This is a genomic window from Asanoa sp. NPDC049475 (assembly GCF_040676915.1).
In the GTDB taxonomy this organism is placed as follows: domain Bacteria; phylum Actinomycetota; class Actinomycetes; order Mycobacteriales; family Micromonosporaceae; genus Asanoa.
The window spans coordinates 566,945-589,203 of sequence record NZ_JBFAPY010000004.1; the positions used below are offsets into that span (position 1 = coordinate 566,945).

Annotated in this window: 19 protein-coding genes, 3 tRNA genes and 1 pseudogene; 6 read left to right on the top strand and 17 right to left on the bottom strand. The window is 67.9% G+C overall.

All coding sequences use genetic code 11. From position 1 onward, the window contains the following. Positions 1–121: 121 nt before the first annotated feature. The 3 genes from AB0J88_RS18175 to AB0J88_RS18185 all read right to left on the bottom strand — a co-directional run bounded on the left by AB0J88_RS18175 (position 122) and on the right by AB0J88_RS18185 (position 3,303). Positions 122–979, bottom strand: a complete 858-nt coding sequence (locus AB0J88_RS18175; RefSeq protein ID WP_364343044.1) for a carbohydrate ABC transporter permease — start codon at positions 977–979, stop codon at positions 122–124. A 3-nt stretch (positions 980–982) separates the two neighbouring features. Further along, positions 983–1,921, bottom strand: a complete 939-nt coding sequence (locus tag AB0J88_RS18180) for a sugar ABC transporter permease (RefSeq protein ID WP_364343041.1) — start codon at positions 1,919–1,921, stop codon at positions 983–985. Between the two features lie 92 nt (positions 1,922–2,013). Then, positions 2,014–3,303 (bottom strand): extracellular solute-binding protein, encoded by a 1,290-nt coding sequence (locus AB0J88_RS18185; protein WP_364343038.1) that lies wholly within the window; start codon positions 3,301–3,303, stop codon positions 2,014–2,016. A gap of 194 nt (positions 3,304–3,497) precedes the next feature. On the opposite strand from AB0J88_RS18185, the gene AB0J88_RS18190 reads away from it, so the two are divergent. After that, positions 3,498–4,724: an endo-1,4-beta-xylanase gene (locus tag AB0J88_RS18190; RefSeq protein WP_364343035.1), complete on the top strand. Its 1,227-nt coding sequence runs from the start codon at positions 3,498–3,500 to the stop codon at positions 4,722–4,724. A gap of 121 nt (positions 4,725–4,845) precedes the next feature. Here AB0J88_RS18190 and lepB read toward each other — a convergent pair whose 3' ends face one another. From lepB to AB0J88_RS18255, 13 genes and pseudogenes are all read right to left on the bottom strand, one after another. Next, the gene (lepB, locus tag AB0J88_RS18195) at positions 4,846–5,337 is read right to left on the bottom strand and encodes a signal peptidase I (RefSeq protein ID WP_364343032.1); all 492 of its coding nucleotides are present in this window, start codon (positions 5,335–5,337) and stop codon (positions 4,846–4,848) included. A gap of 217 nt (positions 5,338–5,554) precedes the next feature. After that, positions 5,555–6,760, bottom strand: coding sequence for an ATP-binding protein (locus tag AB0J88_RS18200; RefSeq protein ID WP_364343029.1), 1,206 nt, complete (start codon positions 6,758–6,760; stop codon positions 5,555–5,557). Then, positions 6,757–7,407, bottom strand: coding sequence for a response regulator transcription factor (locus tag AB0J88_RS18205; protein WP_364343026.1), 651 nt, complete (start codon positions 7,405–7,407; stop codon positions 6,757–6,759). The genes AB0J88_RS18200 and AB0J88_RS18205 overlap by 4 nt, the downstream gene beginning before the upstream one ends. A gap of 568 nt (positions 7,408–7,975) precedes the next feature. Continuing rightward, positions 7,976–8,326 (bottom strand): annotated as a pseudogene (locus AB0J88_RS18210) (hypothetical protein); the annotation flags it as partial. Positions 8,327–9,053: 727 nt separating this feature from the next. Then, on the bottom strand, positions 9,054–10,571 hold the full coding sequence (locus AB0J88_RS18215; protein ID WP_364343023.1) for a hypothetical protein: 1,518 nt from the start codon (positions 10,569–10,571) through the stop codon (positions 9,054–9,056). Beyond that, the gene (locus AB0J88_RS18220; protein WP_364343020.1) at positions 10,568–10,729 is read right to left on the bottom strand and encodes a hypothetical protein; all 162 of its coding nucleotides are present in this window, start codon (positions 10,727–10,729) and stop codon (positions 10,568–10,570) included. The genes AB0J88_RS18215 and AB0J88_RS18220 overlap by 4 nt, the downstream gene beginning before the upstream one ends. 11 nt (positions 10,730–10,740) lie before the next feature. Continuing rightward, positions 10,741–11,994 carry a hypothetical protein gene (locus AB0J88_RS18225; protein ID WP_364343017.1) on the bottom strand — a complete coding sequence of 418 codons (1,254 nt, stop codon included), beginning with the start codon at positions 11,992–11,994 and terminating at the stop codon, positions 10,741–10,743. Between the two features lie 12 nt (positions 11,995–12,006). Beyond that, on the bottom strand, positions 12,007–13,140 hold the full coding sequence (locus AB0J88_RS18230) for a glycosyl hydrolase (RefSeq protein ID WP_364343014.1): 1,134 nt from the start codon (positions 13,138–13,140) through the stop codon (positions 12,007–12,009). Further along, positions 13,133–14,452, bottom strand: coding sequence for a glycosyltransferase family 2 protein (locus tag AB0J88_RS18235; protein ID WP_364343011.1), 1,320 nt, complete (start codon positions 14,450–14,452; stop codon positions 13,133–13,135). Before AB0J88_RS18235 ends, AB0J88_RS18230 begins: the two co-directional genes overlap by 8 nt. Next, complete coding sequence (locus AB0J88_RS18240) at positions 14,452–15,999, bottom strand: glycosyltransferase family 39 protein (RefSeq protein ID WP_364343008.1); 1,548 nt, start codon at positions 15,997–15,999, stop codon at positions 14,452–14,454. Before AB0J88_RS18240 ends, AB0J88_RS18235 begins: the two co-directional genes overlap by 1 nt. 899 nt (positions 16,000–16,898) lie before the next feature. Beyond that, positions 16,899–16,970, bottom strand: a tRNA-Val gene (locus AB0J88_RS18245). A 17-nt stretch (positions 16,971–16,987) separates the two neighbouring features. Then, positions 16,988–17,058: transfer RNA gene (locus AB0J88_RS18250), tRNA-Cys, on the bottom strand. Between the two features lie 21 nt (positions 17,059–17,079). Next, positions 17,080–17,152: transfer RNA gene (locus AB0J88_RS18255), tRNA-Gly, on the bottom strand. 148 nt (positions 17,153–17,300) lie between these two features. Here AB0J88_RS18255 and AB0J88_RS18260 point away from each other — a divergent pair. Beyond that, positions 17,301–18,041 (top strand): class I SAM-dependent methyltransferase, encoded by a 741-nt coding sequence (locus AB0J88_RS18260; protein ID WP_364343005.1) that lies wholly within the window; start codon positions 17,301–17,303, stop codon positions 18,039–18,041. Here the strand turns inward: AB0J88_RS18260 and rpmJ are convergent. Then, entirely contained in the window at positions 18,022–18,144 is a 123-nt protein-coding gene (rpmJ, locus tag AB0J88_RS18265) for a 50S ribosomal protein L36 (RefSeq protein ID WP_089248164.1), read from the bottom strand. The two genes, AB0J88_RS18260 and rpmJ, sit on opposite strands and share 20 nt — an antisense overlap. Before the next feature lie 281 nt (positions 18,145–18,425). Between rpmJ and AB0J88_RS18270 the strand changes: the two genes are divergently transcribed. From AB0J88_RS18270 to AB0J88_RS18285, 4 genes are all read left to right on the top strand, one after another. Continuing rightward, positions 18,426–19,784: an aromatic acid exporter family protein gene (locus tag AB0J88_RS18270; RefSeq protein WP_364343001.1), complete on the top strand. Its 1,359-nt coding sequence runs from the start codon at positions 18,426–18,428 to the stop codon at positions 19,782–19,784. Positions 19,785–20,350: 566 nt separating this feature from the next. Beyond that, positions 20,351–20,962: a hypothetical protein gene (locus AB0J88_RS18275; protein ID WP_364342998.1), complete on the top strand. Its 612-nt coding sequence runs from the start codon at positions 20,351–20,353 to the stop codon at positions 20,960–20,962. Positions 20,963–21,025: 63 nt separating this feature from the next. After that, complete coding sequence (locus tag AB0J88_RS18280; protein ID WP_364342995.1) at positions 21,026–21,517, top strand: pyridoxamine 5'-phosphate oxidase family protein; 492 nt, start codon at positions 21,026–21,028, stop codon at positions 21,515–21,517. Between the two features lie 79 nt (positions 21,518–21,596). After that, positions 21,597–22,238, top strand: a complete 642-nt coding sequence (locus AB0J88_RS18285) for an HNH endonuclease family protein (RefSeq protein WP_364342992.1) — start codon at positions 21,597–21,599, stop codon at positions 22,236–22,238. Positions 22,239–22,259: the final 21 nt, after the last annotated feature.

Here is a 22,259-nt window from a genome sequence, read left to right on the forward strand (position 1 = left end):
GGCTTTCGCCAACCCGTTACCTGAACGAACCTGGCATTTGATCTTCAAGCGGAGCCAGCGCGGTTACAGAAAGGAAACATGGCGCACGCCGTCGCCTACCTCCCGGCCGGTAAGAGCACACTCACCCCTTCAGCGCGCCGGTGAGGCCGCCGACGATGCGGCGTTGGAACAGGCTGAAGAAGACCAGCGCCGGGATCATCGACAGCGACGTGAACGCCAGGACCCGCGCGGTGTCGACCGAGTACTGCGACGCGAACGCCCGTACCCCCAGCGGCAGCGTGAAGGTGTCCTCGCTGTTCAGGATGAACAGCGGCAGGAGGTAGCTGTTCCAGCTGCCGACGAAGGCGAGGATCCCGGTGGTGATCAGGCCCGGCACCGACAGCGGCAGCGCCATCCGCCAGAAGAAGCCGAGCCGGCTGCAGCGGTCGATGGCGGCGGCCTCCTCGATCTCCCTCGGGATCGCCTGCAGGAAGGGGACCAGAATGATGATCGTCGTGGGCAGTCCGAAGGCGATCTGGGGAAGGATGATGCCGGGGAGGGTGTTCACCAGGCCCAGGTCCTTGATCAGGATGTACAGCGGCGTGATGGCGACCGTGATGGGGAACATCAGACCGGCGGCGAACAACGCGTACATCGCCCCGCGGCCGCGGAACCGGTACCGGGCCAGTACGTAGCTCGCCATCACACCCAGCACGACGACCCCGACGGTGGTGGCGACGGCCACGATCGTCGAGTTGGTCGCCTGGCGCCAGAAGGTCTCGCTCTTCATGACCTCGGTGTAGTTGCTGAACACCCACGGGTTCGGCAGGCCCGCGGGGTCGACGGTGATCTGCGAGTTCGTCCGGAAGCCGCCGAGGATGATGTAGAGGACGGGTCCGAGCATGAGACCGATCAGCAGCAGGGCCACCAGGTAGACGATCGGGTTGCCCCAGCCGCTTTTCTTCCTCGGCCGGCGCCGGGAAAGAGTGCCTCTGGCCATGTCCTACCGTCCTTCGGTGAGCGCGCCCTCGGTGTCCCGGCGCAGAACGAAGCGCTGGTACACGAGCGCGATGATCAAAGAGATGACGAACAGCACGACCGCCACCGCGTTGCCGTAGCCGTAGTTGCCCGCGTTCCGGCCCTCGACGACCATGTACGTCGCCATCGTCGAGGTGCCGGCCGTTCCCGCGACGTACTGGCCCCAGATGACGTACACGAGGTCGAACAACTGCAACGCGCCGATGATGGACAGGAACGCCCAGATCCGGATCGTCGGCCCGAGCAGCGGCAGGGTGATCCGCCGCTGGGTCTGCCAGTACGAGGCGCCGTCCACCGCGGCCGCCTCGGACAGCTCCTCGGGGATGTTCTGCATTCCGGCCAGGAACAGGATCACGGCGAACCCGATGTACTTCCAGGTCAGGATCGCCATCAGGCTCCAGAGCGCGAGCTTCGGGTTCGCCAGCCAGTCCTCGGCCAGCGAGCCCAGGCCGATCGACCGCAGGATGCCGTTGACCGCGCCGTTGGTCTGGAGCATCAGGCTCCAGCCCGTGCCCGCGATGACCTCGGCGATCACGAACGGGACGAAGATGAGCACCCGGATGACCGACTGGCCGCGCACCCGCTGGTTGAGCAGCAGGGCGAGGCCGATCGCGATGGGACCCTGGATGACGAGCGACAGCACGACGATCAGGCCGTTGTGCCACAGCGCCTCGAGGAAGTCCTTGTCCTGCAGGATGGTCTGGTAGTTGTCGAAGTTGACGAAGTTGGTCGGTACCCCGAAACCCTTCCACCGGTAGAAGCCGTAGTACGCGGCCATCAGGACCGGGAAGATCACGAAGCCGACGAACATCACGATCGCGGGACCGGACAGTGCCGTGATCTCCAGGCGTTGCGCCCATCCGATTCCGCGCCGGCGGGGACGGGACGGAGGCGGCGCCTGCACGCCACCTCCGTTCCGCACGCGACTGCCGGGCGCATCCTCAGTGACCGCTGAGCCTTCGCCACCGAAGCTGCTGCTCATCGTCGGGTTACCTCTCAGCCCTTCTTGGCCGCTTCGTTCACGTCCTTGATGATTCCGGCGACGTCTCCCTTGCCGGCGAGCAGGTTCACGACGCTGACGTTGAGCGCGTTGCCCACGTTCTGGCCGTACACCGTGTCGAGCCACTGCGACACGTACGGTGCCTTGTTGTAGGCGTCGAGGACCGCCTTGAGGTAGTCCTCGGTGACCGCGCCCTGCGCCTGCTTGTTGACCGGCAGCGCGTTGAAGGCCTTGTAGTACTCCTCCTGCGCGTCCTTGGTCAGGATGAAGTTGAGGAAGTCGGAGCACTCCTTCGGCGCGCCGGCCGAGCACGAGTAGCCGTCGGCACCGCCCATGATCGCGGCCGGGTCACCCTGCCCACCGGGGACCGCCGGGAAGGGGAAGAAGCTCAGGTCGGGCAGCGGCTTGGTGTCCTTCGTCAAGGAGGCGATCACGCCCGGGTTCCAGGCGCCCATGAGCTCCATGCTCGCCTTGTGGTTGGCCAGCAGGCCCGCCGAGCTGCCGGCACCCTGCTGAGCCGAGGTCGTCAGGAAGCCCTCGTTGAACGGCTTGGTGTCGGCGAACGCCTTGAGGTCCTCACCGGCTTTGGTCCAGCAGGCGTCGTCGAAGGTCTTGCTCTTGGCCGCTGCGTCGAGTGTGGACTGGCTGCAGGCGCGCAGAGCGAAGAAGTAGTACCAGTGGGCGGCCGGCCACGCGTCCTTGCCGCCAAGGGCGATCGGCGTGCCCTTGGCCTTGAGCTTGGTCACCGCGGTGTTGAGCTCGTCCAGCGTGGTCGGCGGCGCCGTGACACCGGCCTGCTGGAACAGGTCCTTGCTGTACCAGAGGCCCCCGGGCAGGATCGAGATCGGCACCGCGTACGCCTTGCCGTCGATCTGTCCGGTCTTCAGCGCTGCGTCCCCGACCGCGTCCCTGGTCGCGTCGGTGATGTCGGCGGTGATGTCCTTGAGCTGGCCGGCCTCGGCCATCGCGGCCATCTTGCCGCCGCCGCGCTGCAGGAAGATGTCGGGCGCGGAGCCGGAGTTCAGCGCGGTCTGGAGCTTGCCGTCCAGGTCCTCGTTCTGAATCGACTGGACCTTGATGGTGACGTTCGGGTTGGCGGTGTGGAAGTCGGCGGCCGCCTTGTCCCAGAACGCCTTGCCGGGACCGGTCGTCGCGTTGATCCAGAGCTGCATCGTGACATTGCCGCCCGAGCCGCCGTTGTCGTCGTCGCCGCCACCGCAGGCGGCCAAGCTCGCGGCGGCCAACGCCACCACGGCAGCCATCGCGAAGGTCTTTTTGGGTGCCATGAGGCTCACCTCTCGGACCGAAAGTTTCGGAATGTTTTCCGGAATGTGTCGCCAAAACTAGGAACAGATCCATGTGCATGTCAAGATGTTCGCCTAGCTGCTCGGAGGCCACGATCTAAAGACCTGAGCGGCGAAAGTCTCCGAAACTGCGTGGAAGTTGCGACGAACCCGACTGATGCGACAGGAGTCCCGAGGTGACGGACATCGACCTTAATCACCGTTACGGCGAAGTCCTGGTCACCGTGCTCGACGTCGACGGCCAGCCGCTGAGCGACAGCGACGTCACCATCGAGCAGCGCGCCCACGCCTTCTCCTTCGGCAACATCGGCTTCGAGCTGATCGACGTGTCGTCCGCGGCGGCGGGCCTGGCCGACCTGTGGTTGGACGTCTTCAACACGGCGACGCTGCCGTTCTACTGGGGCCCCTTCGAGCCGGAGCGCGGCCGCCCCGACACCGAGCGGCTGCACCGGGCGGCGAAGTGGTTCGTCGAGCGGGGTTGCCGGGTGAAGGGGCACCCGCTGGTGTGGCACACACTGACCGCCGACTGGCTGCTCGAAGCCTCGACCGATGAGGTGGAGGCGGCAGTCCGAGCGCGCATCAGGCGCGAGGTAGCGGACTTCGCGGACGTCGTGGACTCGTGGGACGCGATCAACGAAGCGGTGATCATGCCGGTGTTCCGCAACGAGGAGCGGCGCAACGCGATCACCCGGCTGGCGTGGGAGCGGGGCCGGATCGCGACGGTCCGACTCGCGTTCGAGGAGGCCCGCGCGACCAACCCGGCGGCGACTCTCCTGATCAACGACTTCGACCTGACGACGGCGTACGAGTGCCTGATCGAGGGCGTCCTGGAGGCCGGCATCCAGGTCGACGCGATCGGCCTGCAGACCCACATGCACCAGGGCTACTGGGGCGAGGAGCGAACGCTGGCGATCCTGGACCGGTTCGGCCGCTACGGACTCCCGATCCACATGACCGAGACGTCGCTGGTCTCGGGCGCTCTCATGCCGCCGGAGATCGAAGACCTGAACGACTACCAGGTGCGGTCGTGGCCCTCGACCCCAGCCGGCGAGCAACGCCAGGCCGAGGAGCTCGTGCGGCACTACCGCACGCTGCTCTCACACCCCTCGATCCAGGCGATCACGTACTGGGGCTTGTCGGACGCGGGAGCCTGGCTCGGCGCGCCGTCCGGCCTCGTCCGCGCGGACGGCACACCGAAGCCGGCCTACGACGCGCTGCGCGCCCTGGTGAAGCAGGAGTGGTGGTTGTCTCCGACGAGCTTGCGAACGGACAACGCCGGACGCGTCACCATCTGCGGCTTCCTCGGCGAGTACGTCGTCCATCACGCCGGCCGCACCGCCTCCGTGGCCATCACGGCACCCGAGGGCAGTCAGACGATTCGCCTGGCGGAACAGCCGACATGACTCGGACGGAAACGACCGTCCCGTGTCCACGGTCGGCTGAGGCACCCCCGCGTCACCTAGACCCGCGAGGGCTCGGCTTCGGTAGGTCATCCTGTACCGCCGGTGTCGCCGGGCCGCATGCTCAGAGCTTGACGACGCCGATCACGTTTCCCACCGGCACCGTTCCGTTCAGCGAGGAGTCGTTGGCCGCCTCTCGGTTGTCGCCGAGGAGGTACACCTCGCCGGTGGGCACGGTGATGGGCTCGAATTCTTTCTGAATGCGGGCATCCATGATGTAGGGCTCGTCCTGCGCGGTGCCGTTACGGATGATCCGGTCCTGAGCGTCGCAGCAGGCGATGGTGTCGCCCGAGACCGCCACCACTCGATAGATCCGTGGCCGTCCATCGGGATTCCAGCCGTAGCTTGCCGGTGGATCGAACACGACGACATCGCCCGTACGCGGCTGGTACTCGCCCCGCTTCACGACCTCGGCGGTGACGATCGAACCTTCCCCGATCGTCGGCTCCATCGAAACGGAGCTGGCCTGGTAGCGCTCGTGCCGGACACCATCGCTGAACGGCGTGCAGGCCGTCAGCGAAACTACAAGTCCGACTAGGACGACAGTCTTTCGCACGCTCGGATCATGCCAGCCCGCGCCGCGCCAACCGCGGCAGGCGGTTCGGTCGCACTCGCGGACATCACGGCGACGGCGGTCGCGGCCCGGGAGGAGCAGGAAAGGACCGTGCCCTACGCGGACACGAGCATGCACAGCTGCGGCCGACCATAGCAAGTTCCTGACTCACGGGAGCGCCTGTCGCGCGACGTCGACGAAAGGCACGAGCCCATTTTGCTCATCGGGTGTCAGGTGCGTGCGAGTTCGATCCGCGTCCGATCGGGGGGGTCACGGGTAGGGCCACGGTGATCGTCAGGCCGCCGGAGGGCTCCGGCGCGGCCACGACGGTGCCACGGTGTGCGTGGACGATCGACCGCACGATGGCTAGGCCCAGGCCGCTGGATCCGGCTGCCGTGAGGCGGTTCGGGTCGAGTCGCTGGAACGGCTCGAACAGCCGGTCGATCTCGGCCGGCGGGATAGTTTCGCCGCTGTTGCGTACGACGACGAGCGCAACGTCGGGCCTATGGCGGGTGGTCATTTCGATCCAGCCACCCCGGTGGTTGTGCCGGATCGCGTTGTCCACGAGGTTTCGCACCAGCCGCTCCAACAGGACCGGGTCGCCGTCGACCGGCGCCGAGCGCAGGTCGCTGGTAATCGTCACGTCGCCGGCCTCGGCCGTGTGGTCCGCCTCGCCCAGCACGGTGGCCGCGATGGCCGCCAGGTCGTGTGCCTCGTGGACGAGCGCTCCGCGGTCGCTGCGGGCCAGCGCCAGCAGACCGTCCAGTAACCGTTCGGCTCGGCCGGTTGCGGTCAGCGTGTGGGCCGCCATGGCCTCCCACTGCTCGACCGTGCTGTGCCGCTTGGTGAGCAGCACCTCGGTGCCGGTACGGACGATGGCGAGCGGGGTGCGCAGCTCGTGTGCGGCGTCGGCGGCGAACCGGCGCTGGCTGGCGAAGGAGTTTTCCAACCGCGCCACCATGTCATCGAACGTGTCGGCCAACTCCTTGAGCTCGTCGTTGGGTCCGGTGAGCGCGATGCGCTCGTGGAGCCGGTCCTGAGAGATCCGACGCGTGGTGGCGGTGAGCTTCTGCAGTGGCCGCAACATGCGGCCGGCCAGCAGCCAGGACGCGCCAAGGCCGAACACGGCGATGACCGCCAGCGCGATGGCCGAGGTACCGGCGGTGTCCAGCAGCGTGCTGGCGCGCAACTCGGCCATGGCCTGCCGCTTGACCTTCACGACGCGCTCCTGCGTCTCCTCGCCCGGCGTGGTCCCGGACTCCACCTGCACGTTCGCGGGTGGTCCGATCTCCGTGTACAGGCTGTGGTAGAGCATGGCGTAGTTGAGTGCGAGCAGCGCCGCGCAGATTACGACCAGCATCACCGCGTACGTGAGCGTGAGCCGCAGCCGGATCGACGGGTGCCACCGGCGGGTTGGGGCGCTCACAGCCGGTACCCCGCGCCGACGACCGTCTCGATCAGCGTCGGCTCGCCGAGCTTGCGGCGCAGCCGGCCGATGGTGACCCGCACCGCCGTGGTGAACGGGTCCGCATGCTCGTCCCAGGCCCGCTCCAGGAGGTCCTCGGAGCTCACCACGGCGCCGTCGGCCGTCATCAGGATCTCCAGCACCGCCAGCTCCTTTGTGGTCAGCGGGATGAACCGGCCGTCGCGCGTGACCACGCGGCGGGGGGTGTCAAAGGTCAGGCCGGCGCGCTGGAGGACCCGCGGTGCGTTGTTGGCGCGGCGCCCCAGCGCCCGGATCCGCAGCACCAGCTCGTCGAAGACGAACGGCTTGGGCAGGTAGTCGTCGGCGCCCAGAGTCAGGCCGGCGACCCTGTCGGCCGCCTCGCCGGCGGCGGTGAGCATGAGGATCCGCGCGCCGCCGTCGCCCGCCGTCAGCGCGGTGCACACCTGGTCGCCGTGCAGAAGCGGCAGGTCGCGATCGAGCACCACGACGTCGTACCGGTTGGCTCCGGCCTTGTGTAGGCCGTCGATGCCATCCAGCGCGACATCGACGGCGAAGCCCCGGTCGCGCAGGCCCTCGGCGGCCCGCTGGGCCAGCAGCGCTTCGTCCTCGATCAGCAGTACCCGCATCGTCCCAGTCTCTCCCAGCCCGTGTGACACCGGCGTGACAGCCAAGGTCACCGCAGCGTCACGGCGCCCCTGGTCTCCTGTTACCCGGGCAAAGCGGTTGCCCACGAACCCGGTTACGGAAAAGAGGGAGAGACCGATGAGGAAATGGTTGCCGATCGTAAGCGCCCTGCCGCTGATGTTGATACTCGCGGTCGGCTGCGGTACGACCCCCGAAAAAGGGGTGGCGTCGGTGGATGGCTCCGGCCAGCCGAAGGCCACGGCGAGCCCGACGCCCAGCCTGAGCGCCCGGGACCGACAGTTCAAGTACGCGCAGTGCATGCGCGAGCACGGAGTACTCATGTCGGACCCGGTCTTCAACGGCGACAACGTCGAATTCGACCTCCCGAGGGGGATTGACCAGGCCACCCAGGACAAGGCACAAGCGGCGTGCGGCCAGTACCAGGGCGGCGGCAACGGCGGTGCGCCGGCGGCGGACAAGACCGAGGCGCTGCGCCAGTACTCCCAATGCATGCGTCAGCACGGGGTAGAGCACTTCCCCGACCCCGGAGCCAACGGGAACGTCGACCTCAACAAGGGCGGCGGAGTCGACGTCGGGCCAGTGACCGGTGTCCCGAAAACGAGCGGCCGCCCCCTGCCAAGCGAGGTACGCCGGCTCGGCGCCGCCGCCCGATGCAGGCGGGGCCAACTCACTACCGGACAGGAACCCGCGTACGAAGTACCTGGTCTGCTCGGAGCAGTCGCCGATCTCTCCCTTCGACACCCGTATACGAATGCCGCTCTCCGCGCAGTAGGCCAACATGCGTCCGGCGAACGTGTGCGGGTTGCCATCAAGGAGGTAGTGCCGTCCGCATCCCTCGGTGTCGAACCACAGGTTCGGGTCAACGTCGGGCGGCAACGACGGACGAGCAGGAAAGGTCATCCCACGACAGTAGAAGCCGAGGGACAGGAACGGCCTGGATAATCGGTGCACCACAGCACCCCAAAGGTCGCTCTCGCCGGCATGGCCGACAATCCGCTCATCGACATGAGTGGATGTGCAGCGACACGCAGGGAGTCAGTCCAAGATCCGACGGACACCGCTGTGGTTGGCGCAACGAGTCGTTTTCTGGGGCCCCTCACGACGCACGCCACCGAGGACGCGGTGACGGCTTGCCGAAGTGGCCAGGCCATGGAGATAGGCGAGCACGAGCACGGACGGGTTACACCAGAGAAAACTGTGGCCCGACAGCCTTGCCTGTGGCGGCGGCCCCACCACGCCCGAACGGGCCTGTGCGAACTAACCGAAAACGCGACCTGACCAGGCGTTTGCCGTCTGCTCAGGGCGCGTTCGGGTACGCGTTCGGGTGGACCCGACGTGGGAGAATAAGAACCGCGTTTCCCAGTTCAGGTCCCATCCGTGGCGGTCGCGGCCGTTCGCCGCCGCGCCGCGACGACAAGATCATGAGCGCCTCGCCATGCCGCGTTACACGGAGTTACTTCAATGCGGCGCAGACATGTCACCGCCGCTCCGGGCAGGATCCGTCACCTCAGCGTGAGCCGCAGTCGCGCCTGCGGCGGAAGAACGCCTGAACCCAAGTGCCGCGCGGGTGGTGGTCGTGCCGCTCCGTGAGTCGTCCAGGTTTGAAAGAACGCACTTACGTGGGGCGCTAGCTCGCCGCCTGCCGTGAGATCACGACCAGGGACATGGCGTTGACACCGAGGTGCAGGCTCAGGTCGGGGGATCGCCCCAGCACGGCGTCGTAGTCTTCGACCTTCTGGAGGCCCTGGGTGGCCGGGTCGTGGGTGCGGTTGCTCGTCACCGCGTCCACGAGATATCGCTCGACGCTGACCTCGCCGCCGGTCAGTGCGGGCGGCAGGTTCCGCAGGGCGAGCGTCACGTCGTGCGCGTCCGTGCCGTTCGTCCACTGGTAGTTGGTGAGTAGCACCGCGATCCGGTCGTCGCTCGCGGTCGCCAGTGCCGAGACGCCAATGCCTGCCTCGTCGAGGATCGTGGACTCGGATGGGATCAGGCGTGGGCCGAGCATCCGTTGCATAAGGACCAGGTTGTAGTACGGGTAGACGTCACCGTCCACCTCGTCGACCAGCATTGACTTGCGCTCGTTGTCCAAGTGGTCATATACCCAGTGCAGGTACATGTCCATGCCGCTGTACGCGTAGTACCGCCCGATCGTGGCCATCCCCGCCGCCTGGGTGAGCAGGTCCGCCTCGAACGTCGTGCCGGTGTTCGGACCGGGGAAAACCCCGTACTCGGTAACGAAGACGGGCCGGTTCTCGTCCAGCTTCCGTTCACGCAGCCAGGAGCGGACTTGGTCCCGCTCATTCGCCACGTCCGCCGGGCGTTCCCGCTGCTTGTACTGGTGGTAGGAGAGGAAGGCGAGCTTCTTCGCCGGGTTCGTGTCGGCCCGGTAACGGTCGAGGAAGCCTTTGAGGAAGCTGGTGTTGAACGTGTAGGAGGATGGGCCGCCCAGCTCCAGCGGCACGCCTGGCTTCAGCTCGGCGTTGACCTCGTTCACCACGTCGTACCCGATCTGGTACCAGCTGTAGTAGTCGTCCAGTGGGACGGCCGGCTGCTCGATCGAGGTCGGCTTCCAGGTCTTGTCCGGCTCGTTGAACAACTCGATGTAGCGCAGCGACGGGTACCGCTTCTTGTAGTGCAGCAGTCCGGCCTTGAGCACCCACCGGCATTCGGCGGGGTCGTCCAGCCGCATCAGCTTCTGGTTGCACTGGTCGAAGTTGCCGAGGATCGTGCCTTGCGCGGCGACCTGGTCGAGGTAGTCGTAGTCGGTCGTGCCGTCGATCGTCGGATAGTCGAAGTCGAACTCGCGTGTCTCGGGGTCGTAGTAGTGGTCGGGCTTGAACCAGGCGCGGACCACCTTCGGATCGAGGGCCGCGACCCGCTCGAAGTCCTTCGGGCCGAGGGGGTAAGCGGGACCGCTCTGATTCTGGAAATCGGCCGGGTTGGAAAGCGGCCCGAGGTCGTGGGATACGTCCACGGTGACGGTCCCGGGTCGCTCCGGGACCTTCCGCGTGGCCGGCGTCGTCGCCTGCTGGGTCGGCGGCGTGGTCCCGTCGCCGGAGGTGGCGACGACCGCGACCGCCGCGAGGGCGCCGGCCAGCACGACCGCGGCCACCGGGACCGCCACGCGCAGCAGGCGGCGGCTCACTCGTCCCCGTCGTGCGTGTGCGGGTGAACATGGCCGTGCGGGGTTTCGCCCGCGCCGGCCTTGAGCCGGGCCAGCTCCGCCCGGAGCTGGTTGTTCTCCCGCTGCGCCATGTACAGCTCGAACAGCACCTGCTGGAAGTCCTCGATGGTCAGATCCATGATCGTCCTGTTCAGCTGGTCGAGTTGGTGATCAAACCGAGCGAGGCCAGCGCCGTGACGAGAGAGGTCAGGGCCGCGTTGCCGCCGCGGGAGCCGGAAACGGTCGGCTTGGTGACCGCGGCCGCGCCGAAGAAGCCGAGGCCCGCACCGAGGTGCCGGAAGTACGAGCCCACGTGCAGGGTGTCGTCGGTCTTGAGGGTGTCGACGCCGGAGCGGTAGAGGTTCGTGTCACGGGCGGCGGTGCCGTTGCCCCACTCCATCTTGCCGTCGACCAGCACCCGGAACCGGTTGGTCGTGTCGCCGGTGATCTTCGTCTGGTATGCCGCCGACGCGGTGTCCGCGCCAGTCACCACCACGGCCTGGCCCGCAGCGCCGGTGGTGTTGACGGCCAGGGCGACCCCGGTGTTCCGGTTGATCACCACGCCGCCGCCGGTGCCGGACCGGCCGGAGAGTGTGATCTGACCGGACGCCCTGTTCACGATCAACGGCTGGTCGATCATAGTGCCGCTGTCGTTGTACCGGGCCACCTCGAAGTTGCTGCCCGCGTTCGCCCCGGACTCGGCCTCGCTGGTGGTCCGAATCTTCCACCGGGACTTCTTCGCGTCGGTGTCGTTCGTGAAGACCAACGCCTTCTCCGAACCCGCACCCGCCTGCAACCGCAGCTGCTGGTTGTTCGAGCAGCGGACGACGAAGTGAGCCAGGTTGGTGAGGATCTTCGTGGTGTCCAGACCGATCTTCCCGGTGGCCTGGTCGGCGAAGAGCACCTCGAACCGGCCCTGCAGCGCGCCGTTGCTGTCCGGCACCTCGATCTCCCAGTGCGCGTGCAACGAGCCCTGGTCGTTCGCCTCGTAGTGCGCGCCGGTCCAGACCCACGGCGAGAAGTCGTTCGCGTCGCGCCAGTCGCCGATCGCGTCGCGGTTCGCGTCGTACAGGTCGTCCGGGCCGTACCAGGCGGTCATCGCCTTGGCATCCTTACGCATCAGGAAGTTGCGGACCGTCTCGCCGTACTGGTGCACGTAGGCCCGCTGGTAAGACAGCAGGTTGATCCGGCCGGTCGAGTCGAACGCCGTCGTGCTGCCCGGAATGTCGTCACCGCCCGCGAACGATGACATCACGGTCAGTTCGTTGCTGACCGCGCCGGTGCCCACGGTCAGGTCGCCGTCGATGGTCGTGTCCGCGGCCTGGGCGGTGCCCGGCACCGCTAGGGTCGCGACCGTACCGACGGCGGCGCCCGCGGCGCCGGTCAGCAGAAAGCGTCGTCTCATCGGGCTGCTCCTTTATCGGTGGACGGGTGGGGCGGCCAGCTTCAGCTTGGACATGCCCTGCTTGAAGGCCTTGGCGTAGCGAGTGTCGGCGCTGTAGCGCCAGTCGGCGCTACCGCCCTGCTTCTCGCTGAACTCGAACCAGACGAAGCCGACCAGCCCGTTCTGTTCGGGGAGCCACTCGAAGAAGTCCTTGATGAAGCCGAGCTTCTTCGAGCCGGGCTGGGCGCCGGTCTCGGTGATCAGGAGCGGCTTCTTCGTGAACTTGCGGATGGCGGTGATCGTCGGCTGGAAGACCGCCTTCGCCGTGGTCTCGTCCACCGCGTAGCCGACGAAGCCGGCCCAGTCGACGTACTTGTCGCCGGGGTAGAGCTTCTCGATGCTGACGTTCGGTACCGGGCGGAGGATGTTCGGGCTCCACACCCAGATCACGTTGGTCGCGCCCACCTCGCCGAAGACGTCGTGCAGGTGCCGCCACGCCTTGACGTAGTCGCCCCTGTCGTTGCCGGAGCGGCTCTCCGACCACGGGTACCACTTGCCGTTCATCTCGTGCGCGAAGCGCAGCGCGACCGGGTAGCCCAGGTCCTTGATCGTGGTGGCGAACGCGCGGACGTACTTGTCGTGATCACCGGCGGTGATCGTGTCCAGTGCGTACTTCGGCTGGCTCTCACCGCCACTCGAACCCGCCCACGGCTCCCAGGAGATGAGCGGCAGGGCGTTCTGGTCGTACGAAAGCCCGATCGCCTCGGGACGCAAAGGCTCGGTCCACTTGACGAAGAACTGGAGTATCGACGGCCTGGCCCCGGCCGCGTTGCTGAGCCGGTTCAGCTCCTCCGACGAGTACGGGACCTGCGGTGCGCTCAGCCCGAACCGTACGCCCGGGATCGCCATGACCTGTTCTTTGGTCGGCGGCGGCGCGTCGCTCGCCTCCGGCAGGGCCGATGCCCCCACCTGCGACTGCGGGGAGTCGACCGCCGGGAGGTCCGAGCCGGTCGAGTCGGGGAGCAGGATCCAGGCGGTGAGGCCGAGCAGGATGACCGAGTTGATGGTCATCCACACCCGGAACCGGATGCGGCTGCCGCCCTGTTCCAGCGTGTTCTTGTGCTTGCCCGAGCGCTTGCCGTTCCGGACCCGCATCGTGTCAGACACCGATCATCACCGACGCCACGAGCAGCACGCTCCCCAGAATGTACGGCACCGTCTCCAGCGGGTTGCGCTCCTTCTCGCCTGCGAACCCGCCGGCGCGCGTGCCCCAGCCGGCGTTGTGGGCCAGCCGGAAGAAGCCCAGCACCCGGATCGGCATGAGCAGGAAAGTATTGATGATCATAAAGAACGGGAGATAAGGCAGGTCGTTCACCCGGTACGCGAAGTGCTTGCCGAACCGGATGGCCAGCGACACCACGGTCAGCACGCCACTGAGCAGCAGGATCGAGACGAGCGCCAGCCAGGGCGTGTCGGGGAGCGGCAGCGCGTCGTAGATCTCGTGCTGGCGCCCGACCACCAGGGCGATCGCCCACGAGATGAACGAGCCGACCAGCACGAACGGGACGACGATGTCCGCGATGTAGAAGACGGCCAGAAGCGGGGTGTGCCGCAGCATCCAGGGCAGCATGCGCAGCGTGTTGTACTGCGAGCCGCGCGCCCACCGGTACTGCTGCTTGGCCAGCTTCTTCAGCTGGAGCGGCGCGTCCGTGTAGACCAGCGAGGTCGACTGGTACACCGTGCGGAAGCCGGCCTTGAGCGTGTAGTTGGTCAGCGTCCGGTCGTCGCTGACCTCCAGGAACACGCCGAGGAACTTCTCGTGCAGGAACTTGTCCATCGACCGGACCAGGATCGACCGGCGGAACGCGATGGTCCGGCCGGGCAGGCAGCCGATCGTGCCGAGCACGCTCATGCCGGGCATCGAGTACTCGTTGCGCACGTTCTCCAGCCAGTCGGCCCAGCGGGTCAGCGCGTTGCGGTCCGGGTCGAGGATCCGCTGCCGGGTGGTGACGCCGCCGACCCGCGGATCCGCGAACGGCTTGATCAGTTCGGAGAGCGTGTCCTTGGTCCATACCGTGTCCGAGTCGACCAGGACCGCGATGTCCGAAGCCATCAGGCCGACGCCGACCTGGAGCGCGTTGCGCTTGCCGGGAATGTCGGTCCACACCCAGCGGACGCCCATCGAGGCGCAGATCTTCTCCAGCGTCTCGTTCCGCGGGCCGTTGATGACGACGATGAGCTCGGTCGGCCGCTGCTCGATGATCCGCCACAGCACCGACCGGAACAGGTCCTCCGGCTCGTCCACGACTGGGATGATCACCGCGGTGCTGGTGTGATACGGCTTGGTCCACGGCTTGTAGTACGACGCGAGGGTCACGCGCAGCAGCCACAGGAACCAAATCATGATCATGAACAGGGCGAACAGGAACAGCTTCCCCGTCGTCGCCCAAGCATTGATCTGGAGCAGGAAGGCCAGCATCAGCCGACCCGCACCTGGTCGGGACCGGTGGGCTTGAGCGTCAGGCGGACCAGCATCAGACCAGGCAGATACCAGGCCTTGTCCACGTCGTAGAGATTGCTGAGCGCCTCCGCCTTCTCCGGGGACAAGCCGGAGAGCGGCGCGTCGACCCGGTCGGTGCGGACTAGCCAGACCCGCAGCGCGCCGTTCAGGCACTTCTCCACCTGGACGCACTCGTCGGCGAGGATCTTGCCATCGGTCCGCGGCGGTGCGAGGGCCAGCGCGTCCTTCGGCCGGATGTCGGCGGGCACGTAGCGGGACACGACGTCCCGGCCGACGGCCGCGCCCTTGGGGCCCGGGCCGTAGACCACGACGTCGCCCTTCTCCGCCTGACCGGAGATGATCGCGCCAAGCTCCGCGCTGGCCAGGCCGTGCCCGTCGCGCTGGCGGACGTCGATCTGGCCCGGCACGCAGAACGCGGCCAGGGTCAGGCCGGCGACCACGCCGCGGAACACCGGCGCATGGTGCAGCGCGTGCGCACCGAGCAGCGCCCAGCCACCAAGCGTGAACGCCAGCGCCGGGGCCTCCCAGCCGAGGCCGATCCGGCTCAGCGCGTAGAGCAGCACGACGGGGACGAGGGCCCAGCAGGTGTAGATGACCGAGGGCTTGCGGAGGGAGACGCTCCGCAGGCTCAGCCCGATCACCGCGCCGGCGAGCAGCGCCGCGCCGAAGAGTCCGCCCGCCACCTCGTTGACGTCCAGCAGTTCGCTGGACGCGTCCAGGCCGATGTGCACGGGCGGCAGGCCGAAGTACACGACGGCCCCGAGGGCCGGGAGGGCGCCGACGACAGCCGCGAGCAGCCAGCCGAGCATCGCGCCGCGCCGCATCATCACGACCGCGATGCCGTGGCCGACCAGGACCACCAGCGACACGGGCTGGACCAGGCCCAGGCCGAGGACCGCCAACGCGTAGCCGACGTACCGCGGGCCAGTGCCCTTGCCCAGGACCAGAACCAGGAGGTAGGTGCTGAGCGCGGTGAAGAAGACAGCCGCGCCCGTCGGGCCGATGTCCTGGCCGAACCGGGTCGCGGCCGGCACGATCACGAAGATGATGCCGGCGGTGAAGCCCGTCCGCGGCCGCGTCAGCTTCGCGCCCACCGCCGCGACCAGGCCGGCGGCGAACGCCATGAACATCAGGGATGGGAGGCGCAGCATGAGGTCGGAGCTGCCGACCAGGGCAGCCCAGCCCTTGAGCGCCACATGGTAGGGCACGGTCCCGGAGTCCAGCTCGCCGAGGATCCCGGTCGCACGGTCCCAGGGCGTGACCACGAACGCCCAGTAGTCCAGCTCGGAAGCGGACAGGCTGCTCCAGGTCAGTCGGACCGTGCCGAGCGCGCCCATGATGACGGTTGGCAGGATCCACGCGATCATCGTCAGGGCGGCCGCCTGACCCTGCTGGGTCGCCGCACCGTCCTCCGGCTCGGTCCACGCATCACGACGCGCGTCCGGGTCGAAGTCCGACAGTCGTTGCCGGGGGATGAGTGCGGTCTGCTGATCGCTGTTGTGCATGGCCACCTTTGCAGAGCGGGGCCCCCGTAACAGCCCGCCGACAGGAAACGGCCGACCTGGCTCGCGGCGCCCACCTCCATCGCGGAGGGCAGCGCGCGGCCTGGTCGAGCCGGAGGGATGTTAGCTGGCGGCACGTGCACGGCCAGCGAGGCACCGGCCCTCCATGATCACTTCAGGCACCCGCAGGATCTCGATGCGTAAACCCACCGCCCCACTCGGCGATCGTTGTGGGCCGAATGAACCATCGACGCCGAATTTCGATCCCGACGTCTACACGATTCGGCCACCGTTTCGACTCCAACTGTTTACAAAGCTTTCGCCAACGATGCCGCCTCGTGCGGCGTGACGTCGGCACGCCGACGCCATCGGCGCCGGGAGGACCGACGCGCCGCGACGACAAGATCATGAGCGCCCCGCCTTGCCACGTACCGCGCAGTAACGTCAATGCGGAGCAGGCATGCCGCCGTCACCGACCGGTGACGGGCGCCGGCAACGCCTCCAGGTAATCCACGTCGGAGGCCAGCGCCCGTAGCGGATTCGCCGGCGCGACCACCCGTACCCGGCAGCCTGCTGAGCACTGCCGCGGTCCAGGCCGCCGCATCCGCGAACGCGCCCCCAGCACCACGGTCGGTTTGCTCGGATACCCGCCGCGGCCGGTCCGGCGAAGCCGAGCCCAGCTACGGCCGGGACCGCCGTCATCGCTCCGTAGAACGGATTTCGACTTGAATTGGTCAGCCGACGCCGCCGGATGTTCGTTCTGGTCAGAGTCGATATGCGGCCCGACAGTCGTGCCCGTGGCGCGCCCACCACGCCCAGCCGGGCCTGTGCGAACCAAGCGAAAACGCGGCCTGATCAGGCGTTTACCGCCTTCACAGACCGCGTCTGATACGCGTTTCGGGTGGGCGATACTGGGTTTGAACCAGTGACCTCTTCCGTGTCAAGGAAGCGCGCTCCCACTGCGCCAATCGCCCTTGCTATTGGTCTCGCGAGGTGGAGACGGGATTTGAACCCGTGTAGACGGCTTTGCAGGCCGTTGCCTCGCCTCTCGGCCACTCCACCGTGTTCTCCGTCAACGTGCCGAGCGGACGACGGGACTCGAACCCGCGACCCTCACCTTGGCAAGGTGATGCGCTACCAACTGCGCTACGTCCGCATGTCGCTGTGTTTCCTGGCGACGGATGAGAACTTTAGCCGAGCCTCCCGGCACATGCCAACTCGGGGTACCCCCGGCGCGTCGAAGCGACGAACCGGGCAAATCAGACAGCCTGAAAATCGCGTGACGACGGGCCGACAATCAAGGGGTGGGTGGGCATCGGTTCTACCGGGATCTGGCGCCCTGGTGGCCGCTGATCTCGCCGGTCGCCGACTACGCCGAGGAGGCCGCCTTCGCGGCCGCGCTGTTGCGGGGAGCGCGCACCGTCCTCGAGCTCGGCAGCGGCGGCGGCCACAACGCCGCCCACCTCAAAGAGCACTTCGACCTCACGCTCGTCGACCTCGAGCCGGCCATGCTCGCCGAGTCCGAGAAGATCAACCCCGAGCTGCCCCACCGCCAGGGCGACATGCGCACCCTCCGGCTCGACAGGCAGCAGTTCGACGCCGTCTTCGTGCACGACGCGATCGACTACATGACCACCGAGGAAGACCTACGACGGGCGATCACGACCGCCTTCGTGCACACGACGCCCAATGGGCGAGCCCTGTTCGTGCCCGACGCGACCACCGAGACCTTCGAGCCGAGCACCGACCACGGCGGCACGGACGCACCCGACGGCCGGGCCGCGCGCTACCTGAGCTGGTCCTACGACCCCGACCCGAACGACACGACGACAGTGACCGAGTACGCGTTCCTGCTCCGCGAAGCCGACGGCAGGACGGACACGACCCACGAGACCCACGAGACAGGCCTGTATCCGACAGCAACGTGGCTAGAACTGTTGCGGGAGGCCGGTTTCACGCCGAAGGCGGTCACCGAGGAGACCTCGGAGGACCGCCTTCCGCGAACGTTCTTCGTAGGCGAAAAGATCAACCCTGACGGCCGCTGAAGCGCGGGTTCTTCCGGTTGAGCACCATGATCCGGCCGCGGCGCCGGACGATCTTCGCGCCGGGCTTGCGGGCCAGGGAGCGCAGCGAGGTTCGGACCTTCATGAGGAGCCTTCTTCCCGTTCGTTGACGTGCAGCGTGTGCAACGCAACGACCAGCCGGCGCATTCCAGAACGCAAGTGCAGTTCGATTCTTGCAACGCATAGATAAACTTCTTGCGTCACTCTGACACGGACCGTACCGTTGGGCCGCACCCGGCCATACCCGGCCACTGCGGCTGAGCCTCCGGCAGTCCGCATCTCAGGGGCCCCTCTCCTGCGGGCACGGAGCGGGAAAGGGGCCCCGCCGGTAAACTCGATCAGTTGTAGCGGCTGGTCGGGAGGACTATGTCGAGGGGCTCGCGGCACGGACGTTCGGGCGCGGTCGCGCGACCCACGGCGAAGGCACGCCGGATCGCGACCGAAAGCGTCCGGATCACCGGTGACCTGCTGGCCCCGGCCGAGCCCGAGGACGTCGCCCCCACCGCGTCCCGCAAGCGCCGCCTGTGGGCCAAGATCCGCGGGCAGGAGCCGGTCCCCGGCCTCCGGACGATCAAGGCCGTGCTCGCCACGGTCCTGGCCTTCGTCTTCGCCGAGGGATTGCCGGACACCGAACCCCCGATCGTCGCGGCGCTGACCGCCCTGCTGGTCGTCCAGGTCAGTCCGATCAAGAGCATCCGTTCCGGTTGGGAGCGCATCTTCAGTGTGATCGCCGGCGTCTTGCTCGCCGTCGTGCTGTCCAGCGTCTTCGGCCTGCACTGGTGGAGCCTGGGCGTCACCGTGGCCGCGTCGATGACCATCGCGTACGCGCTGAGGCTCGGTGACCATGCCTTGGAAGTGCCGATCTCCGCGATGCTCGTGCTCGCGGTCGCCGGCAGCACGAACGTCGGGATGGAACGGGTCTACGAGACCCTGATCGGCGCCGCCGTCGCTGTGCTCGTGAGCGTCGCCCTGCCGCGGGTCTATGTGCAGCCCGCGGGCAACGCCATCGGCAGCCTCGCCGCCGAGATCGGCAAACAGCTACGTGACATGGCGGGGTGGGTGCAGTCCGACTGGACGGCCGAGCGGGCCGCCGAGGGGCTCCGTCGCGCCCGCAACGTGGAGGCGTTGATCAGCAAGGCCCGCGACACCCTGGCGCAGGCGGAGGACAGCGTGCGCCTCAACCCGCGCGCCACCCGCACCGCGCACATCCCGGTCACCATGCGCCCCGGCCTCACCGCGCTGGAGTTCTCGGCGATCTCGGAGCGCGGCCTCGCCCGCGCACTGCTCGACCGCCGCTCCGGGGAGGCTTCCGAGCACCCGCCCGGCCCGTGGGTGGCACTCAGCATGTCGCGCCTGCTCGACGCGATCGCCGACGCGGTCTTCGCCTTCGGCATCGTGATCGCCTCCGACGTGAACGTGGCGCCGCCGAGCCCCGAGCCACTGCGACACGCCCTGCGCCGCGCCCGCTTCCTTCGCGACGAGACCACGTTCCAGCTCCAGGAGGACGCCAAGACCGAGCCGGCGATCTGGCGCGTCAACGGGGCGCTCGTCGGCCACATCGACCGGTTGATCAACGACCTGGACCCGGACACCGAGTCGGTCTCCCCCGCGATCAACCGCCCCCGCCCCGAGCCCGTGCGCCCGCTGCGCCGCTTCACCCCCTCCGTCATCCGCCGCCAACTCGACGACAGCGCTAGGTCGTTGAGACGACGGATCAGACGATAGTCAGACCCGAAGCGCAAGATCAGGATTCGTGTTTCACGCACGTTCGTCGGGGGCACGACCGTTTGCTCCCGCGCGCAAACGCGCTTCGCGCGAGCCGGGTCCGCGTCGCGATGACTTTGAGCAACGTCTATCTTTATGTTGCCGGCCGGACGCCGGCGCGCAGCAGGATCCGTGGTGGTTCAACCACTTCGGACGCGGGAGCAACAGAATGCTCGACAGAAGCAGGTTCATCGCCGCCACCGCCGCCCTGGTTTTGAGTGCTGCCCTGGTGACCGTCCCGGCCCCGGCAGCCTCGGCCGCCGTCAGCCGGGCGGAGCTCGCGTTGCGGTGGGCGCCCATTCATCACCAGGACGTCGATGCCACGGGCAGTCATGCTCTGGGTGGGCGGGCCGACTACATCGCCGCCGTCGACTTCGACGGCAACCTCGACGGGCACGACAACTGGGATCGAGCCGCGACCGCGGCGCTGCCGGCACACGCCTACTACTCCGTGGTCGAGACCAGCACCCACTGGTACCTCACCTACCTGTTCTTCCATCCCCGCGACTGGACCGACCGCGTACGGCGTGCTGCGCGGCGCCGTCACCGTCGCGCACAGCGACTTCTACTCGTACACGCCGGCGGGCAGCACCTGGACCAGCGGCCGCGAGACGGTCGACGGCACCCTCCAGCTCCAGACGTCGCCACACGACGCGTTCACGCATCCGGTGACCGCTCAGGAGGCGCAGGGGCACGGCCTCAAGGCCTTCCCGCAGTACGCCATCAACGGTGGCGGCCTGGTCCACCATCCGTCCACAGTGGCCGACGAGCCGACGAGTGGCAACGACCGCGACGTCCGTTACAAGCTGGTGGACGTCTTCGCGGCCGGCGGTCTCTGGGCACAGCGGGCCAACCCGACCCTGTTCGCGAGCCTCGGCACGTTCGCCGGTGACACCTCGGGCGGCTGTGGCTCCGGCACGTGGGGCTGCTCCACCAACTCCGCGAACGCGCCGTGGGGCAGGGACGACGGCGACGACCTGCCAGGCCGCGGCGAGCTCGCCAGCGACCCGGCGAAGGTGGTCTCCGCGTACTTCACGATTCCCGGTGGCGTTTCCCGCGCGCACACCTACAACTCGTACGCCGGCGCCGCGGCGGCCTTGAAGGAAGCTGCCCGGACCGCACCGCCGGTCGTCGACTGACGCCCTCGCTCCATGGTGGTCGGTCGGCCCGTCGGCCGGCCGACCACCGATAGGATGCCCGGCATGGCCACCTGGCGGGATTTCGTCGCGGAAGCGCCCCGGATCTCCGAGATCTTCCAGCGGCGGCACGCCGCGACCGGCAACCTCTGCCTGCTCGCCACCGTGCGGGCCGACGGTTCGCCACGCATCAGCCCGATCGAGCCCAGGGTCTTCGAGGGCCGCTTGCTGCTGGTCGGCATGCCGCACACCACGAAGTTCGCCGACCTGGCCCGGGACGGCCGGTTCTGCCTGCACACGGCCACGGTGGACCCGCACGTCGGCGAGGGCGACGTCAAGCTGTTCGGCGCCGTCCGCAACGAGCAGGATCCGGCGCTGCACCAGCGGTTCGCCGAGGCGCTGTTCGCGGAGAACGGCTTCGACCTGCGCGGCCAGAAGTTCGACCCGTTCTGGGTCGCCGAGCTCACCAGCGGCTCGTCGGTCACGATCGACGACGGCCGGCTGACCATCACGATCTGGAAGCCGGGCCAGGGCGAACGGGTCGTCCGGAAGAGTTGATCAATTAACCTCGCCTCTATCGCCCGGCCATCATCATCGCTGATTATCGATGTCTCCGTACCCCCGTCTTGGAGGCATCATGATCCGATCCCGCCGGCGCACCCTGACCGCGGCGATCCTGGCCGGCGTCGCCGTCGTCACCCTGACGGCCACCCCGGCCAACGCGACCCCGCCCGGCATCCCGTCGAAGGCCAGCGCCCAGTCCCAGCTCAACGCCCTTACCGTGGCCGCGGAAGGTTCGTCGAGCGGCTACTCCCGGGACCTGTTCCCGCACTGGATCACCATCTCCGGCGCCTGCAACACCCGCGAGACGGTGCTCCGCCGCGACGGCAGCAACGTCGTGACCAACAGCTCCTGCACCGCCACCTCCGGGAGCTGGTACAGCCCGTACGACGGCGCCACCTGGACCGATCCGGCGGACGTCGACATCGACCACGTGGTGCCGCTGTCCGAGGCCTGGCGGTCCGGCGCCAGCAGCTGGACCACGGCCCGTCGCCAGTCGTTCGCCAACGACCTGTCCCACCCGCAATTGATCGCCGTGACCGACAACGTCAACCAGTCCAAGGGCGACCAGGACCCGTCGACCTGGCAGCCGTCGCGGACCGCCTACCGCTGCACGTACGCGAAGATGTGGATCGCCAGCAAGTACTACTGGGGCCTGCGCCTCCAGTCGTCGGAGAAGTCGGCGCTGCAGACGATGCTGAACACCTGCAGCTCCTGAGCCACCGTGCCGCGCGTGGCC